The 16566-nt window shown below is 62.5% G+C and carries 16 protein-coding genes and 1 pseudogene; 9 read left to right on the top strand and 8 right to left on the bottom strand.

Annotated features, from left to right (window positions below):
• The 5 genes from AC1D1X_RS03075 to AC1D1X_RS03055 form a co-directional block, all read left to right on the top strand.
• The coding region (locus AC1D1X_RS03075; protein WP_477697811.1) for a cbb3-type cytochrome c oxidase subunit I at nt 1-927 on the top strand (927 nt) is incomplete at its 5' end.
• Nucleotides 917-1519: a cbb3-type cytochrome c oxidase subunit II gene (locus AC1D1X_RS03070; RefSeq protein ID WP_477668129.1), complete on the top strand. Its 603-nt coding sequence runs from the start codon at nt 917-919 to the stop codon at nt 1517-1519. The genes AC1D1X_RS03075 and AC1D1X_RS03070, both read left to right, overlap by 11 nt.
• 18 nt (nt 1520-1537) lie before the next feature.
• The gene (locus AC1D1X_RS03065; RefSeq protein ID WP_477668130.1) at nt 1538-2137 is read left to right on the top strand and encodes a c-type cytochrome; all 600 of its coding nucleotides are present in this window, start codon (nt 1538-1540) and stop codon (nt 2135-2137) included.
• A 36-nt stretch (nt 2138-2173) separates the two neighbouring features.
• Complete coding sequence (locus AC1D1X_RS03060; RefSeq protein ID WP_477668131.1) at nt 2174-2806, top strand: SCO family protein; 633 nt, start codon at nt 2174-2176, stop codon at nt 2804-2806.
• Nucleotides 2803-3429, top strand: a complete 627-nt coding sequence (locus tag AC1D1X_RS03055; protein ID WP_477668132.1) for a hypothetical protein — start codon at nt 2803-2805, stop codon at nt 3427-3429. Before AC1D1X_RS03060 ends, AC1D1X_RS03055 begins: the two co-directional genes overlap by 4 nt.
• A gap of 26 nt (nt 3430-3455) precedes the next feature.
• On the opposite strand, the gene AC1D1X_RS03050 is transcribed toward AC1D1X_RS03055, so the two are convergent.
• The 6 genes from AC1D1X_RS03050 to AC1D1X_RS03025 form a co-directional block, all read right to left on the bottom strand.
• Entirely contained in the window at nt 3456-4466 is a 1011-nt protein-coding gene (locus AC1D1X_RS03050) for a hypothetical protein (RefSeq protein WP_477668133.1), read from the bottom strand.
• Nucleotides 4467-4586: 120 nt separating this feature from the next.
• Nucleotides 4587-5645, bottom strand: coding sequence for an RNA 3'-terminal phosphate cyclase (gene rtcA, locus AC1D1X_RS03045; RefSeq protein ID WP_477668907.1), 1059 nt, complete (start codon nt 5643-5645; stop codon nt 4587-4589).
• A gap of 10 nt (nt 5646-5655) precedes the next feature.
• The gene (locus AC1D1X_RS03040; RefSeq protein WP_477668134.1) at nt 5656-6051 is read right to left on the bottom strand and encodes a zinc-ribbon domain containing protein; all 396 of its coding nucleotides are present in this window, start codon (nt 6049-6051) and stop codon (nt 5656-5658) included.
• A 30-nt stretch (nt 6052-6081) separates the two neighbouring features.
• The gene (locus AC1D1X_RS03035) at nt 6082-6636 is read right to left on the bottom strand and encodes a hypothetical protein (protein ID WP_477668135.1); all 555 of its coding nucleotides are present in this window, start codon (nt 6634-6636) and stop codon (nt 6082-6084) included.
• A 5-nt stretch (nt 6637-6641) separates the two neighbouring features.
• Complete coding sequence (locus AC1D1X_RS03030) at nt 6642-7874, bottom strand: RtcB family protein (protein WP_477668136.1); 1233 nt, start codon at nt 7872-7874, stop codon at nt 6642-6644.
• Between the two features lie 607 nt (nt 7875-8481).
• The gene (locus AC1D1X_RS03025; protein ID WP_477697810.1) at nt 8482-10035 is read right to left on the bottom strand and encodes a vWA domain-containing protein; all 1554 of its coding nucleotides are present in this window, start codon (nt 10033-10035) and stop codon (nt 8482-8484) included.
• 199 nt (nt 10036-10234) lie between these two features.
• On the opposite strand from AC1D1X_RS03025, the pseudogene rtcR reads away from it, so the two are divergent.
• Nucleotides 10235-11764: pseudogene (gene rtcR, locus AC1D1X_RS03020) on the top strand (RNA repair transcriptional activator RtcR); the annotation flags it as partial.
• Nucleotides 11765-11867: 103 nt separating this feature from the next.
• On the opposite strand, the gene AC1D1X_RS03015 reads toward rtcR, so the two are convergent.
• On the bottom strand, nt 11868-12479 hold the full coding sequence (locus tag AC1D1X_RS03015; RefSeq protein WP_477668138.1) for a helix-turn-helix domain-containing protein: 612 nt from the start codon (nt 12477-12479) through the stop codon (nt 11868-11870).
• Nucleotides 12480-12554: 75 nt separating this feature from the next.
• Between AC1D1X_RS03015 and AC1D1X_RS03010 the strand changes: the two genes are divergently transcribed.
• The 3 genes from AC1D1X_RS03010 to AC1D1X_RS03000 all read left to right on the top strand — a co-directional run bounded on the left by AC1D1X_RS03010 (nt 12555) and on the right by AC1D1X_RS03000 (nt 16282).
• Nucleotides 12555-13688, top strand: coding sequence for an NAD(P)/FAD-dependent oxidoreductase (locus AC1D1X_RS03010; protein ID WP_477668139.1), 1134 nt, complete (start codon nt 12555-12557; stop codon nt 13686-13688).
• A gap of 64 nt (nt 13689-13752) precedes the next feature.
• Nucleotides 13753-14751 (top strand): Bug family tripartite tricarboxylate transporter substrate binding protein, encoded by a 999-nt coding sequence (locus tag AC1D1X_RS03005; RefSeq protein ID WP_477668140.1) that lies wholly within the window; start codon nt 13753-13755, stop codon nt 14749-14751.
• Nucleotides 14752-14764: 13 nt separating this feature from the next.
• Nucleotides 14765-16282 (top strand): amidase, encoded by a 1518-nt coding sequence (locus AC1D1X_RS03000; protein WP_477697809.1) that lies wholly within the window; start codon nt 14765-14767, stop codon nt 16280-16282.
• A gap of 62 nt (nt 16283-16344) precedes the next feature.
• Here AC1D1X_RS03000 and AC1D1X_RS02995 read toward each other — a convergent pair.
• Nucleotides 16345-16566: MOFRL family protein (locus AC1D1X_RS02995; RefSeq protein ID WP_477697808.1), on the bottom strand; the 222-nt coding region annotated here is incomplete at its 5' end.

Genomic DNA, 16566 nt, shown 5'->3' with positions numbered 1-16566 from the left:
ACGGCGGCGCTGCTGTGGATTGCCCTGCTTTTCCTGGTCGGCAAGATGCCCGGCGTGCACACCGGCGTGCAGCAGGCCACCACCAACTGGTGGTACGGGCACAACGTGCTGGGCCTGTGGTTCACGCCCGTGAGCGTGGGCGCCATCTATTACTTCCTGCCCAAAATCATCGGCCGGCCGATACGCTCCTACAACCTCTCGCTGCTGGGCTTCTGGACGCTGGCATTTTTCTACGGGCAGGTCGGCGGCCACCATCTCATCGGCGGCCCGGTGCCCGGCTGGCTCATCACGCTGTCGATCGTGCAGAGCGTCATGATGGTGATCCCCGTGATCGCCTTCAGCATCAACATGGGCGCCACGCTGCAGGGGCGTATGCACCTGGCGCGTTATTCGCCGACGCTGCGCTTCATGATGTTCGGCGGGCTGATGTACCTGGCCTCGTCGCTGCAGGGCTCTCTGGAGGCGCTGCGCAGCGTCAACCAGATCACCCACTTCACCCATTTCACGGTGGCCCATGCGCACCTGGGCGCCTATGCCTTCGTCACCATGGTGCTGTTCGGCGCCATCTATTTCATGATGCCCCGGGTGCTGAACTGGGAGTGGCCGTACCCGAAACTGATCACCCTGCATTTCTGGCTGGCGGCTGTCGGGGTGACGATATATTTTGTCGGGCTCACCATCGGCGGCTGGCTTCAAGGTGTGGCCATGCTGGATGCCGCCCAGCCCTTCATGGCTTCCGTCGAGCTGACCCTGCCCTACCTGAAATGGCGATCCGTGGGTGGCGGCCTGATGGTGCTCAGCCACCTGGTGTTCRTCGGCCATTTCCTGGCCATGGCGCTTCGTTTCGGGCCGGGCCGTGCGGGCGCCGCCCTCTTCTGGCCCAACGACGCACGCAGCGTTGAAATGGGAGCCGCTCATGGAAAATGAAGTCAAGCTGGCATCGGGCGCCATGGTGGCCCTGGGCATCGCCACGGCAGCCCTGGTGGTGATGCCCTACATGCAGGTGCGCGACATCAAACCGCCGCCGGAGCTGAAAAACTACACCAGCGCCCAGCTGCGCGGGCGCGAGGTCTACATCGCCAATGGCTGCGTGTATTGCCACAGCCAGCAGCCGCGTGACCGGAACTTCGGCCCCGACGCGGAGCGCGGCTGGGGCCGGGCCTCGGTGCCGGGCGATTATTTCTATGACAAGCCGCATTTGCTGGGCAGCATGCGCACCGGGCCGGACCTCTTCAACATCGGGGCGCGCCAACCGAGCAAGGACTGGCACCTGGGCCACCTGTACCAGCCGCGCGCCTATGTGCCCGGCTCCATCATGCCGTCCTACCCATATCTCTTCACGGTAAAGGACGCGAAAGACGCCGAAAGCGAGGGTGAGCAACCGCTGGCGCTGCCACCCGCCTATGGGCCGAACATCGGCCAGGTGGTCGTGCCTTCGCCCCAGGCGCTGGACCTGGTCAAGTACCTGCAGGGCTTGAACCACACCTACCCGGTGCTGCCACCCGCCCCCAAGCCCTGAGCCACACAAGGTCATCCCATGTTGAACGACAAGACATCTGAAAGCCGGGCCCAGGAGCGGGAACAGGCGGAGCCCTCTGAAAAAAGCCAGCCCATTCCGCTGATCTTCCTGGTCGGGGCATTGGCCCTGGTGCTGTGGGGCGCGGGCTACATCGTGCTGTCCGGCTCCTTCGGCCGCGCCGACCTGGGGGACAAGCGCACCCTGGCGGACCTCTCGGGCCCCGCACCGGGCGCTGCGGCCAACGGCAAACAGCTGTTCACCGCCAACTGCGTGGCCTGTCATCAAGCCACCGGCAAAGGGCTGCCCGGCGTGTTTCCACCGCTGGACGGCTCCGAATGGGTCACCGGCGACGAGCGCACCGTGGCCAACATCCTGCTGCACGGCGTCACGGGCGAGATCACCGTCATGGGCAACACTTTCAAGGGTGCCATGCCGGCGTTCGGGCAGCTCAGCGATGCCGAACTGGCCGCGGTGGCAAGCTACATCCGCGCCGAATGGTCCAACAAGGCGGGTGCGATCAAGCCCGAGCTGTTTGAAGCCGAACGCAAGGCCGGCACGCGCACCACACCGTTCAACGGCGCCGCCGAACTCAAGGCGCTGGCGGCCAAAAGCTCCTGAGCTGAAGGGGGTAGCAAGCGTGGTGGGCCAGCCCTGATGCTTCGCACCGCGTTGCTCAGCGCCATGCTGGCCCTGGCGGGCTATGCCGCCGCCGCGTGGCTGACGCACGACTTCCAGGTCTGGACCGCCGAGGGCGCCCGCCGGCTCGAAGTCGCGCTGCGACCTGTCGCAACTCCCGCAGTCAGCGTCGAAGGACCCGGCATCGCCCCTCAGGCGCTGTCGCAGCGGCTCGCCGACGGACAGTCCGTCACGCTGGTGGATTTCGTCTATACACGTTGCCAGACCGTCTGCCTGGCGATGGGCAGCAGCTTCCAGCAAATGCAGCAGATATTGCAGGCGAGGCAGGAGCGCGGCGGCAGGGTCAAGCTGCTGTCGATCAGCTTCGATGGGCGTCACGACAGCCCCGCCGTGCTGCAGGCCTATGCAGCGCGATTGAGCGCCGACCCGGCGCTATGGCGCTTTGTGCGTGTGCAGGACCCGCGGGACACCCAGCGCCTGCTGGCCGATTTCCAGGTCGTGGTGGTCCCTGACGGCCGCGGCGATTTTGAACACAACGCGGCGCTGCTGGTCATCGACCAGAAAGGCCGGCTGGTTCGCATTTTTGACTACGCGGAACAGCAGCTCGCGCTCGACTATGCGCAGCACCTTGCGCAGGCGGCCTCACCATGACGAGGCTGGCGCATCCCTCGCGCGGCACCCTGGCGGTTATGGCCGTCGCCCTGCTGTGCCTGCTGGCCTTGCCCGGCCTGCGGCATGGGCTGGAAGCCAGCATGACCCTTCACATGCTGGTGCAGTATCCCCTGCTGGCGCTCGCCGGCTATCTGCTCGCCGCAGCACTGCCGGGGCACTGGCTGGCTCGCCTGGGGCTCTGGAATGCCCACGGCATCAGCGGTTTGTTCGCGGCCGCGATGATGCTCGCGATCATGATGATTCCCCGCGTACTGGACCTGGCGCTGGTGGACAGCCGCATCGAAATCCTGAAAAGCCTGGCCCTGCTGGCCTGCGGCGCCGCCGTGCGCTTGTCCTGGCACGCGGCGGGGCTGCTGGTGCAGGGTTTCTTTCTGGGCAATGTGCTGCCGATGATGGCAGTCGTGGGCAACCTGTATGAAACTTCGCCGGTACGCGTCTGCAACGCCTACCTGCTGGACGACCAGGCCCGGCTGGGGCAGATGCTGGTCTGGATTGCAGCAGCGATTGCCGCTGCATGGTTTACCTGGCTGGTCCGTGCCTTGATGCAAAGAGACGCTGCCATGCTGCCTGACGATGCAGCAACGAAACCCACGGCACGCTGACACCACTCATGCCGCCGGGGTGCCACTCACATGGCAAGGTTCAGATCCACCTCCAGGCCTGCCCGCTTCATCTCACGTGCCAGCAGCAGCCGCCACAGGCCTGCCTCGTCGACCGAAATGCTTGTGGCACCCTTCAGGACATCCGGCAAGGCGTCGTCTTCGGACAGCAGGCAGGCAATGCGGTTGCGGCCGAGCGCGGCCAGCATGAATCCAATGGCCAGCATGGCCGCGGGCGCATCGGATTTGTTGCCCGGCAGGAGCAGCAAAAACGCCACATTGCGCAGCCCCTCCAGTTGATCGATGGAGACGGCGTCGAGTATCGCCGCCTCCAGCCCCAGCTGCTCCATGAACTGGCACGCGTCGCCCACGGCATCTCCGCCCAAGCCCAGGATAGCCACGCGAGAACCGGACACGGCTTGCGGTTCCGTGGCAGAAGAGGAAGGGAGATCTGTCTTGGACATGGGCATCCTCGTTGGAATGGAAGGTGAAGGTGTGGAGATCGGCTCCGGCTCCGGCTCCGGCTCCGGCTCCGGCTCCGGCTCCGGCTCCGGTTCCGGTGCTGCTGCTGCTGCTGCTGCTGGTGCTGCTGCTGGTGCTGGTGCTGGTGCTGGTGGGGGCGGTGACACCGGTTTCGCCTCCACAACCGGGTCCACCATCGGCGCTGCAGTGCCATCGAGGTAGTCGCTCAGCAGCTTCTTGGCCGCATTCACGCGCATGATGGCCAGATCGATCCCTTGCCTGACTTTTTGCTGGCGTTCGTCGTCCGTGAAGCGGTCGCCGAAAGTCTTGTCCAGCAGAAAATCCTGTATCGCGACGGCAAACTGCCGGTATTCGGGCGTGCCCACGCCAAAGCTGTCGGCCAGGGTGGTGTTGACTTTCTTTTGCAGGGACTCCACGCTCGAATCCCAGCCGGTTTGCGTCACCGATATTTTGAAGGCCCGCAGAATCTTGATCTGCCGATTGACCTTTTCGATCGCGTTCTCGATCTGGGCTTTATCGGGGGCGCCGGATGGTAGTGTATTTTTGCCGTTGGACATGCAGGTTCCTCATGCGACCAGCCCATACTGTAAGGCTTCTCTGGCCCCGGACTCAACACCAGCAATGCACGGCACCTTTTCACATCGGCATGCATCGGCCAGGAATGACCCGGCCATTCATTACACCTGCAGCGAAATCACCGTTCCGCCACCGCATGGCTCGCACGAGAACTTCACAGGCAGGAAGACTTCGATGGTCCGCGCATTGGTGCGGGTGTGCTCGGTCAGCTCCGTCGCCCAATAGTGACCCATCCGACCCTGCAGGCCCGCCAGTGCCATGGGAATCATCAGCTGGTCTGCCAGGTGCGGGCCTACCGGCGCCTCGTGGGCCTGGTAGGCCTTCACCTCCTGCAGCACGCGGCGGGCGACCTGCTCGGCACTCACGCTCTTTTCGCCATAGGCCGCAAAGACCTCGGTGATGTGCTCATAGCGCAGGACGGCCAACAGCGCGTTGCCCGGCCCTTCGTTGCTGCGCAGCCCGCGGTCGCGCAGGCAGCCTTCTTCCCAACCCAGCCCCTTGCGCAGCACGTCCAGCTCACGTTCCGCCACGCCTCTGGGCAGGCCAGCGTGCAGGCATTCGGCATAAGCCTCCAGCAACGCGCCGCGCTCCATGAGGTGAATGGCCGAAAAGCCCTGCGTGGGCGGATTCAGGCGCACGCGCGCCTCCCCGCCTCCCGCCGGGTAAAAACCGTGGCGGCGCAACTCAATGTCAAACAGGGCCTCTCCATTGCCGGCGAAACAAGGTGCCAGCAGCGACAGGAAGGAACACGACGGCGCCATCGGGTTGTGCGTCCCACCGCTGAGATGCAGCGTGGAGGCGGCCCTGGCCTGGAGCAGCGGCCACAGCACGGTTTGCAGCACCAGCATGCAGCTGCCGGCCGAGCCGACCGCAAATTCGTAGTCGCCCGCGCGCACCTCACCTGGCGTGAACAGCAACGTGGTTTCGCCAATCTGCACCGCCTGACCGGTGGCATTGACGGCGGAAGTCTGATCGACGCCGCCGCCCACAGACACGGCCGCGTTCACGCAGGCCAGGTGCTGGCGCATCAAGCCGGGCTTGGGCCGCTTCGCACGGATGTTGTCCATGCGAAACGGCTTGCCCGTCACCAGGCTGAGCGCCAGCGCGGTGCGCAAGATCTGCCCGCCACCTTCGCCTTGCGAGCCATCCAGTTCAATTATGTTTTTTACTTCAATTTTCATTGTTCTTCTTTTCTATCTTCAAAGCCAAGCCCGCCTGGCTCACGCGCCGCGCCTCTTCCACTCGCGCACGCTCCAACAGACGGCAAGGACGGCAGCGCACCGCGCAGCTTTCAATACGACCCTTGGCGATTTCATACCACCACTTCTGCTGCTTTGCCGTCCACACCTCGTGCGCACCGCAGTCCTTGCAGACAAAGGGCGTGTCGATGTAGAACGAGGGCAACAAACTCCAGGTGGTGTTATGCGCCAGTTGCGCGTGGTCCGCCGCCACAGCGCCCAAAGGCACTGACCTGGTTGAAATAAAGGGGTTGGGTGCCCGCGCCGCGCTCAGGCGTGCCAGGCGCTTGGCCTTGATCTCCTCCCGCCTTTGCTTTCCGCTCTTCATCACACGTCCTTTTGCGGGGCTCACCCCATTTCAATCTGTTTGACTCGCCACAAGGACGGAAATGGTGTTGCGAGCCGGGTTCCAGATTGTGAGACACCAAATTCCCCACCACTCCTTGCCGGAATCAAAGTAGGTACTCCACCCACTGCGCCCTGGATTCTGATCAGGGTCACCAACCCAATCCAAAACGCATAGGTTATTTGTCCGATCCGCCCCCAGAAGCTTCAGCCACTTCACGAAATTCTCTTGAGCGTCGGAATCTGTCCAACTGGTGCCGTAAGGTGGATCACGAAAGGCGTGAAACAACGGGGGGTGGATCTCAGGCAACCCCCGCGTTGTTACAAGCGCGTCAAACTCACCGGGCAGCAGGGTCTTGCTTTTTGCACTCTGGATGTCAGCCTTTATGTCAATTTCTTGAAAGGCCATCGCCAGTGCTGCTTTGTGCAAATCCTCCGAATACCGATAGGGCTCCACCTGAAAGACGTTGAACTGAAATGCGCAACGCGCTCGGATTAGCTCGGTCCGCAATTCAGCTATCGCGGGGCTCACCAATTCCACCAGATAGCTACTCGATGTTTGACTCATATTCCTTACCCCTTCACACACACCACCTGCTTCAACGTGTACACCACTTCCACCAGATCGCTCTGGGCCAGCATCACGGCGTCGATGTCCTTGTAGGCCATCGGAATCTCGTCGATCACCTCCGCGTCCTTACGGCATTCCACGCCTTGGGTAGCCTTGATCTGGTCTTCGACCGTAAACAGCTTTTTGGCCTGCGTACGGCTCATGGTGCGGCCGGCCCCGTGGCTGCAGCTCATAAAGCTGTCGGGGTTGCCCTTGCCGCGCACGATGAAACTTTTGGCGCCCATGCTGCCGGGAATGATCCCGAGCTCTCCCGCCTTCGCGCTCACGGCGCCCTTGCGGGTCACAAACACCTCTTGCCCAAAGTGCGTTTCCTTCTGCACATAGTTGTGGTGGCAGTTCACCGCCTCCACGTGCGTCTCAAACGGCTTGCTGATCACCTTGCGCAACGCGCCAATGGCGGCCTGCATCATCACCTCGCGGTTCAGGCGCGCAAATTTTTGCGCCCATCCCACACCGCGCACATAGTCGCCAAAGTACTGCGAACCTTCTTCAAGATAGGCCAGGTCTTTGTCCGGCAGGTTGCGCTGGTGCAGCTCGGCGTCTTTCTTCGCGAGCTCGATGAAGTGCGTGCCGATGGCGTTACCCACCCCGCGCGAACCACTGTGCAGCATGATCCAGACCCCGCCGCTTTCGTCGAGGCACACCTCGACAAAGTGGTTGCCGCCGCCCAGGGTTCCCATGTGGCGGTGGTTGTTGGTGTTCTTCAGGCGCGGGTAGTCCAGGCAGATAGCCTCGAACTCATCGACCAGCTGGCCCCAGGCCGCATCTGCCGCGCTGGGCGGGTTCGTCCAGGCGCCGACCTCGCGCACCGAACCATTCCTGCGGTAGGTCTTGGGCGCCGAGCCGTGCGGTACGGCTTTTTCGATCTCCGTGCGTAGCGGGCCCAGGTTGTCAGGCAGGTCTTCGGCGCGCAGCGTGGTCTTGCAGGCCATCATGCCGCAGCCGATATCCACACCGACGGCCGCCGGAATGATTGCCTTGAAGGTCGGGATCACGCTGCCGATGGTTGCGCCCAGGCCGTAGTGCACGTCGGGCATCACGGCCACGTGCTTGAACACGATGGGCAGGCGCGCGGAGTTCTCCAGCTGCTTCAGGGCCTGGGCTTCCACCGGCACGCCGTTGGTCCACATCTTTACCGGCACACCGCCGGGAACTTCATGTTGTTGGTAGTTCATTGTTGTTCTTCCTTTTTCAATAAAACGGATGACTAGAGCTTGTGAAATGAAATTTCGCCACTTGTTGCCAAGCTGGGGTTTGAACCCAGACCCCGCGCCTTTCAGCAAGAGAGCGTTTGCACGCCGCGTCTACCTGTAATTTCACGGGCATTCATCCAAAACCTTTTTGATCACCAGCAGCAACAAAATTGTTGAAATGGATACGTGCTCTACCAGACTGAGCTACGGTGCTGCAATGGGCTCGGGCACAAGCCCATTGCAGCACCGGCGGGATTCGAACCCGCGACCTCGGCATTAACAGTGCTGTAATTCCAATCGCATTTGCCGCTGGCAATCAAAACTTTTTGCTCTCTCTTCAAGAGCTTTCAAAAACACGACAAGATCGGTGAGATTTTCATGTGCATTCAGTTTCCTGTGATGCACATGGCCAGAGTCGAACCGGCTATATCCAATGTAATCCCGCCAGCATTCGTGCTTTTGAAAACCCTCTTGTCCATCTTTAAAAAAGGCCCCGCCTGAGGACTAACAGTTGGTGTGATAAAAACAGTTTGGATGTAATCACACCGGCATTCCTCAGGCGACGACGCTCAACACATCGAGTCATGGCTTACAAAGCCAGCTCGTCTATCAATCCGACCCAGTGGTCGGCTCCCAACGCTCCCGCGGCAAACAAGGCCAGTACCTTGAACACCTCATCGGTAAAACCGCCGATGTTCAGGATGTCAGGCCGTTCGAGCGCCTGCGTGTGGGCGTAAGGCTGGATGTCGATACACACCAACCTGGCTTGCGGGTTGCGTTGCTTGAACACTTCCCACTCACGCAAGGTTTGCGTCGCACCGGCACGCTTGCTATCCACCCACGACTCGTTGTCCGACACCAGCACCACCAGGTCTGCCTTGGCCTTACCGGCGTTCAACAGGGCCAACGGCGCCGAGCAGTTGGTTCCGCCACCGCCCACGGCAGCCAGTTTCTCCGCATTGGTCATCACCGAGTCACGCGGGTTCAACGACAAGTTGACGACTTTCTGCTCAAACGGCAGCGCCATGGTTGCCGGGTTCTTGCGCAGCAGAGCCGCAGCCACCAGGGCCGCCACGTCAATACAACGCACCGCACTGGTTGCAGAACCACGGTGTCCGGACACCGCCGAGCTCATGGAGCCCGACACATCAGGACACACCACCACCTTACCCACCAAAGCCGGCACGTTCTTCAACGCGATTTCCATCGCGTCTTGCAATGCTTCACGTACCTGCAGAGGAACGGTTTCATCCGTCGCTTTGTAGGCAGCCATCAACTGGTAGGGCAACACGCGGGCCTTCTCAATACTCTGCGCGTCACGCAGTTTGGCGGCAATGGCCTTTTCAGCCTTGGTTGTACCAAACACGCCGTGGCGCGCAAAGGTGTTGAGATTCTGTCGCACCATCTGCCACGAGCCATTCTTTGCAATCTGCGTCCACTGGTTGGTGGTCAGGTTCAAGGCCGTCAACATTTGAAACGGCACATCGGGCGCCACACCGCTGCGGTCCTTCTTGTAGGCTTCAAAAGCACGCGTCGCCTCGGGCAACTGGCTCACGTCAAAGTCACGGCCAATCAACCAGGCAAACCACGCGGCGCGCCAGGCCTCAGCCGGTTTGGGGTGAACCATCTTCACGACGTCGGCCAACGACGGGCTGTTACCCACGCTGGCGTTCAGCAGCTGCTTCTCGCTTGCATTGCACAACCAGGCCTGCACCAACTTCTTGGGACGCGAACCCATTGACTTACGGCCCACACGGCCGCTACGCAGAATTTGCACCACGTTACGCAGCATCTTGCCGTTGTCTACCACGCGAGGAAACGCCTTGGCAAACAGTGCCACATCGCGGGTCGCCAGCGAGGCCAACAGCAGCGCCGGCAYGTCTTTCATATGGCCACGCTCGCGGGCATAGATGGCAGTTTTGGCCACGAAGCCCGCATCAACCTGCGCAGCCAGTTCCAGCACTTTGTCCAATTGCTCGGCAGCGCCTGCGTAGTAAACATTGTTCAGGCAACCGGTGACGGCCAATTGCACCAAAGCATGCCGGGGTGCCAAGGCATAAGCGACACCACCAGCCTCGTTGGCGATGGTGGCAGCTGGCAGGAAACTGCCTTTGCTGCTTTGAAATAGTTGTGTGTTTGCCATGTTCCTAGTCCTTGTTTGCATTCACCGTTGTGGTGACGGGATATACATTGCAGGTGGCGTGCCAACTCTTTAAAAGAGATCACCAATTTCTCTAAGCAATTGATTTCATTTGATAATTTTTCAATTAATCAAAAATTCACCAGTTTTTTTAAACTTATACTTCTTGAGTTCTTAGCTTTAAAGCTAGTACATTAGAAATATGAAGAAGAAAGTGGTGATGGGGTTCCTGGGTACCCAGCTGGATTCGGGCCTGAGTGCTTCGCGTTGGGAGAAATGGCGGCCGACAGTTTCAATCGCACAGCATGAAGACCTGATCGTCGACCGGCTGGAGCTGATGCACGACGTGCGCAACAAAGCGCTGGCCGAAAGGGTGCGCGAAGACGTGGTTCAGCTCTCGCCCGGCACCGAGGTTCGCCTGGTCGAGATGAACCTGGCCAATCCCTGGGATTTCGGCGAGGTCTACGGCGCGCTGTATGACTGGATGCGCGCCTACGCTTTCGACACTGAGCGCGAAGAGTACTGGGCGCACATCACCACCGGCACCCATGTGGCGCAGATCTGCCTGTTCCTGCTGGTCGAGGCGCGCTTCATTCCCGGCGTTCTGTTGCAGACGGCGCCGCCCAGGGGCCGGCAAGGCCAGGGCGTGGGCAGTTATGAACTGATTGACCTGGACCTTTCGCGGTATGACGCGATCAACACGCGGCTTGCGGTGGCGCAACAAGATGCAGTGTCCTTTCTCAAAAGCGGCATCGCCACACGCAACCCCCGCTTCAACAAGTTGATTGAGGAAATCGAACACATCGCCGTCCAGAGCAAGGCGCCCATCCTGCTGACGGGGCCCACGGGTGCGGGCAAGTCGATGCTGGCGCGGCGAATCTTCGAGCTCAAAAAGTCGCGCCACCAGGTCAGCGGCAGCTTTGTCGACGTGAACTGCGCGACGCTGCACGGCGACGGTGCGGGCTCCACGCTGTTCGGCCACAAGAAGGGGGCGTTCACCGGTGCGGCCAATGACCGTCCCGGCTTGCTGCGCACCGCCGACAAGGGCGTGCTGTTTCTCGACGAGATTGGCGAGCTGGGCCTGGACGAGCAGGCCATGCTGCTCAAGGCCGTGGAAGAAAAACGCTTCCTGCCCGTAGGTGCCGACAAAGAAGTCGAAAGCAGCTTCCAGCTGATCGCCGGTACCAACAAGGACTTGCGTCTGGAAGTCGCCCGCGGGCGCTTCCGCGAGGACCTTTTTGCGCGTATCAATCTGTGGACTTACACCCTGCCCGGCCTCAGCCAGCGCCGGGAGGATATCGAGCCCAACATGGACCACCAGCTCACGCTCGCATCCGAGGATCTGGGCAGGAAAACCCGCATGACCGCTGAAGCCCGCGCAGCCTACCTGCGATTTGCACAATCGGGCGAGGCCATCTGGGCTGGCAATTTTCGCGACTTGAGCGCATCCATCACCCGCCTTGCCACGCTGGGTGACAACGGCCGCATCGGCGCAAGCCTGGTGGAGGCCGAGATCGCGCGGCTACGCTGGCAATGGCAGGCCACAGAACGGGAAGCTAGCGGCGGCGCTGCCTCACTCGCCGAATTAATGGGAGGCGCCGCGGACACACTCGATTATTTTGAACAGCTACAGCTTCAGGCCGTGATTGAGGTCTGCCGCAAAAGCGCCTCCCTCAGCGACGCCGGGCGGGCGCTCTTCAATGTATCGCGCACCCAGCGCAGCGTAGTGAATGATGCGGACAGGCTGCGCAAATATCTGCTGAAATTTGACCTGACCTGGGAGAAGCTGTCGACCTGAACCCGGGTACAAACCCGAAACACAAGGCCACGCAGCCCTATTCGCTCATCACCACCAGCACCTGCGCGTCGCTGCGGCCCAGCGAAAGGTAGATGTGGCCCACGCCGCTGTCGAAATAGGCCGACTCATGGCGCGCCACTTCGATGATTTCGCCGGTCTCGAACTCGATGCGCACCCGGCCCGACAGAACGATCACGAACTCCTGCCCTGCGTGGCGGATAAAGTCGGGGAACTGGCTGCGGCTGCGCGCCACGATGCGGCCGTGCATCGGCGTCATGCGCTTGCCCGGAAAGCCGGCGGCCAGCGCGCCGTAGTCATAGTTGCCCGAGCTGTAGGCCGGCGCACCGCCTGCTTCGGACCAGACCACCACCGGCTTTGCAGCGCCAGGGGCCGGCGCCGCGGCTCGCGCGTCCAGCAGCTGCCCCACGTCCAGCGATAGCGCCCGCGCTACGGCGGCCAGCTTTTCATAGCTGACCGAAATCTGGCCCAGCTCCATCTTGGACAGCGTGGACAGTGCCACGCCGGAACGGCCGGACAGGTCCTTGAGCGTCAGCCGCCGCGCCTTGCGGTGCCCGCGCAGGCTCAGGCCGAGCCGCACCCGGTCCGCCTCGGGGGCGGCGGCAGGGTTGCGGGCGGGGCGTGCAGGCATGGTGTTTTCCCTTTTTTCGAAAAATCCCGGTAAATGGGCTGGACAGGCATGATTCTCGCATGTGAGAATTCTCAAATGAGAGAATTTGACATCCTTATCTTCGGCGCCGGCATTGCGGGCGCATCTTTGGCCTGGCGCCTGGCCGGGCAACGCAGCGTTGCGCTCGTCGAACGTGAATCCCAGCCGGGGTTTCACTCCACCGGCCGGTCGGCGGCCATGTTCATGGAAACCTACGGCCCGCCCACGGTGCGGGCGCTGACGCGTGCGAGCCGCGGGTTTTACGAACGGCCGCCGGAAGGGTTTCACCCGGCGCTGATACAGCCCCGGGGCGTGCTTTACCTCGCCACGCACGGCCAGGAAGAAGAACTGGCGCACACGCGCCAGGAACTGTCCGCAAGCTGCCCCGGCCTGGTGACGCTGGACGCCGGCACCACGCTGGCCCATGTGCCCTGCCTGCGGCCCGATGTGGTGCACGGCGCGCTGTACGACGCAGGTGCGCAGGACATGGATGTGCATGCATTGCACCAGGGCTTTCTGCGCGGCTTTCGCCAGAAGGCCGGTGCCGACGGGGAGCTGCGCACCGCCGCCACCCTGACACAGGCCACCCACGACGGCCAGCGCTGGACCCTGCAATTCAGCGATGGCGAGACGCTGCGCGCCAAAACCGTGGTGAATGCCGCAGGCGCCTGGGCTGACGAGCTGGCCGCCATGTTTGGCGCGCAGCCCATCGGCCTGGTGCCGCACCGGCGCAGCGCCTTTACCTTCAAGGCGCCCGAGGGCATGGACGCCTCACACTGGCCCGCCGTGGTGGGTGTGGATGAAAGCTACTACTTCAAGCCCGATGCCGGGCAGCTGCTGGGCTCACCCGCCAATGCGGATCCGACGGTTCCGCACGACGTGGTTCCTGAAGAGCTGGACATTGCCATGGGTATCCACCAGATCGAAAGTGTGTCGACACTGACGATCCGCCGCCCTTCCAGTACATGGGCCGGCCTGCGCTCTTTTGTACCCGACGGGGAAATGGTGATTGGCCATGACAACGCCTGCCCCGGCTTTTTCTGGCTCGCGGCGCAGGGCGGCTACGGCATCCAGAGCGCGGCAGGTGCAAGTGCGCTGGCCGATGCACTGATCCGCCAGGCTGCGCTGCCTGAAGAATTGGCCCTGCAAGGCGTTGATGCGTCCAGGCTGTCTCCTGCCCGGTTGCGTTAAACCTTGAGCCAACCCCCTTCGAATCACTCCTTTCCGATTGATCAAATTTTCAACGAGGCCTACCATGCACCACATGTCTTTCAAAGCAATGCGCCGCACGCTGATCGCCAGCGCCTTCTTTTCCTGCGGGCTTGCCGCCATGGTTGGACCCGCCCATGCGGCCGATTTTCCTGACCGCCCGGTGACGCTGGTCGCGCCCTTCCCTGCCGGCGGTGCGGCCGACGTGCTGGCGCGTATCCTGGGCAAGGCCCTGGGTGACCAATTGGGCCAACCCGTGGTGGTTGAAAACAAGCCGGGCGCCGGCACCGCCATAGGCGCCGCCGCAGTGGCCAACGCCAAGCCCGACGGCTATACCCTGCTCGTGAGCTCCAACTCCACCTTCACGCTGAACCCCGCGCTGCAACCCAAGCTGTCTTATGACCCGGCCAGGGGCTTTGACGCGATAGGCATGGTGGGCTCGGTGGCGCTGGCCATGCTGGTGAATCCGTCGGTCACGGCCACCGACGTGCACCAGTTCGTCGCGGCGGCCAAGGCCAATCCGGACAAATACCTGTACGGCAGCTTCGGCAATGGCACCAGCTCCAACTTCGCCGGCGCGATGTTCAATACGGCCACGGGCCTGAAGATGACGCATGTGCCCTACAAGGGCTCCGGCCCCCTGATGACCGATCTGATCGGCGGCCAGATCCCGGTGTCTTTCGACACCGTGGTCGCTGCATCGCAGCAACTCAAGTCCGGCAAGATCCGCGTGCTGGCCGTGGCCATGAACAAGCGCTCGGCCCTGCTGCCCAATGTGCCGACCATGGCCGAGGCCGGCTACCCGGCCGTCGACATGAACGCCTGGCTGGCCGTGGTGGCGCCCAAGGGCTTGCCGGTGCCCGTCAAGGCACGGCTGGAAAAAGCTTTGGCGACGGTGATGGCCAATCCCGAAACACTGGACAAGCTCAAGGCCGCTGGCTTCGAACCCGGCTATACCGCGGTTCCCGACTGGTCCGGCTTGGTGACGGCCGAGATCGCGCGCATGAAGGCGCTGGCCGAACGCTCTCAAATAAAAACCGACTGAACAAGACACTCATATGCGATCCACTCTTCCAGRCATCTCCGCCGTCGAACTCCGCAGCCTGATCGCCAGCCGCGAGGTATCGCCGGTGGAGCTGATGGACGCCTGCATAGACCGCATCGAACGCCTCAACCCCGCCATCAACGCGATCTGCGCGACCGACTTCACGCGTGCGCGCGAGGGTGCACGCGAAGCCGAAGCGCAAGTGATGCGCGGCGCACCGCTGGGCCCTTTGCACGGACTGCCGCTGGGGGTGAAGGATCTGCAGGACACCGCGGGCCTGCTCACCACCTACGGCAACATAGGACTTCGCGGCAACGTGCCGGCCAAAGACAACGCGCTGGTGGCCAAACTGCGCGCGGCGGGCGCCATCGTCACGGCCAAGACCAACGTGCCCGACATGGGTGCCGGCGCCAACTCACGCAACCCGGTGTGGGGCGCGACGGGCAACCCGTTCAACCCCACGCTCAACGCCGGCGGTTCTTCCGGCGGCTCGGCGGCGGCGCTGGCAGCCGGCATGCTGCCGATCTGCACCGGCTCCGACACCGGCGGCTCGCTGCGTATCCCGGCTTCGCTCTGCGGCGTGGTCGGCCTGCGGCCTTCGCCCGGACTGGTGGCCAACGATGCCCGGCCACTGGGCTGGTCCGTCATCTCCGTACTCGGCCCCATGGGGCGCAACGTGGCCGATACGGCGCTGCTGTTTGCCGCCAGCGTAGGCGCGAACCCACGCGACCCGCTTTCCTACCCGGTGGATGCCTCCACATTCTGGCCCTTGAAGCAGGTGGACCTTTCCACCTTGCGTGTGGGCACCACGGAAGACTTTGGCATGTGCATCGTGGACCCGGAAATCCGGCGCGTGTTCCGCCAGCGCGTGGAAGCCATCCGGCCGCTGGTAGCGAGCTGCGAGCCGATAGACCTTGAGCTGGGCGATGCCGACCGCGCCTTTGACACGCTGCGCGCAGAAAGTTTTGTCGCGGCATTCGCTGACACCTACCGCAACGCGCCCGAAACGCTGGGCCCGAATGTACGCGCCAACATGGAAATCGCAGCCGCCATCACCCTGGCGGACCGCGCCTGKGCGCACCTGGAACAAACACGCATTTCGCGCCGCTTTGCCAAAGCTTTCGAGCAGTACGACATCATCCTGGCGCCCGTCACGCCGGTCACGCCCTTCCCCTGGACAGAGCTGTATGCCGGCAACATCGACGGCCAGGCCATGCGCAACTACTACCACTGGCTGGGCCTGACCTATGTGGTGACCCTGGCCACCAACCCGGCGCTGGCGTTGCCCTGCGGCAAGGACGAACACGGCATGCCTTTCGGGCTGCAGGTGATTGGACGGCTGCACGCCGATGCGCAACTGCTGGCCGCATGCCAGGCGCTGGAACAGGTCTTTGAAGCCAGCGATACCTTGCGCAGGCCGCAACCCGATTTGCAAACTTTGCAGACGGCACGGCCGGAACTCAAATCCATCGTCACGCATCCGCCCGAGATCAGCGCGGCGCCCGGCACGGGTGGTTTGACGGCCGTGTGAGGTTTTTTCCCTGTTTTATTTACCAAACAGGCCCGAAACGCAGGCAGAACCTGCGCAAGTAGCTACAAAATCAATAGCGCCCGGAAGTCATTGACGTTGGTATGTGTGGGCCCGGGAATGACCAGGCCACCCAGCGGCTCGAAGTAGCCGTAGGCGTCGTTGCGGTCCAGGTACTGGTCCAGCTTCATGCCTTTGGCCAGTGCGCACTGCAGCGTGTCGGGCGCCACATAGGCACCCGCGTTGTCCTCCACGCCATCAATGCCGTCGGTGYCAGCTGCCAGCGC

Source organism: Polaromonas sp. P1_G4, assembly GCF_056405475.1.
The sequence above is the reverse complement of the archived record's forward strand: the minus strand, read 5'-3'. Positions and strand labels throughout refer to the sequence as shown.

Excerpts from the sequence above, each read along its gene's own strand:
- AC1D1X_RS03060 (WP_477668131.1), top strand. The coding sequence starts at position 2,174 with ATGCTTCGCACCGCGTTGCTCAGCGCCATGCTGGCCCTGGCGGGCTAT.
- AC1D1X_RS03040 (WP_477668134.1), bottom strand. The coding sequence starts at position 6,051 with ATGAAGAGCGGAAAGCAAAGGCGGGAGGAGATCAAGGCCAAGCGCCTG.
- AC1D1X_RS03005 (WP_477668140.1), top strand. The coding sequence starts at position 13,753 with ATGCACCACATGTCTTTCAAAGCAATGCGCCGCACGCTGATCGCCAGC.
- AC1D1X_RS03015 (WP_477668138.1), bottom strand. The coding sequence starts at position 12,479 with ATGCCTGCACGCCCCGCCCGCAACCCTGCCGCCGCCCCCGAGGCGGAC.
- AC1D1X_RS03010 (WP_477668139.1), top strand. The coding sequence starts at position 12,555 with ATGAGAGAATTTGACATCCTTATCTTCGGCGCCGGCATTGCGGGCGCA.
- AC1D1X_RS03065 (WP_477668130.1), top strand. The coding sequence starts at position 1,538 with ATGTTGAACGACAAGACATCTGAAAGCCGGGCCCAGGAGCGGGAACAG.
- AC1D1X_RS03035 (WP_477668135.1), bottom strand. The coding sequence starts at position 6,636 with ATGAGTCAAACATCGAGTAGCTATCTGGTGGAATTGGTGAGCCCCGCG.
- AC1D1X_RS03030 (WP_477668136.1), bottom strand. The coding sequence starts at position 7,874 with ATGAACTACCAACAACATGAAGTTCCCGGCGGTGTGCCGGTAAAGATG.
- AC1D1X_RS03070 (WP_477668129.1), top strand. The coding sequence starts at position 917 with ATGGAAAATGAAGTCAAGCTGGCATCGGGCGCCATGGTGGCCCTGGGC.
- AC1D1X_RS03055 (WP_477668132.1), top strand. The coding sequence starts at position 2,803 with ATGACGAGGCTGGCGCATCCCTCGCGCGGCACCCTGGCGGTTATGGCC.
- AC1D1X_RS03050 (WP_477668133.1), bottom strand. The coding sequence starts at position 4,466 with ATGTCCAACGGCAAAAATACACTACCATCCGGCGCCCCCGATAAAGCC.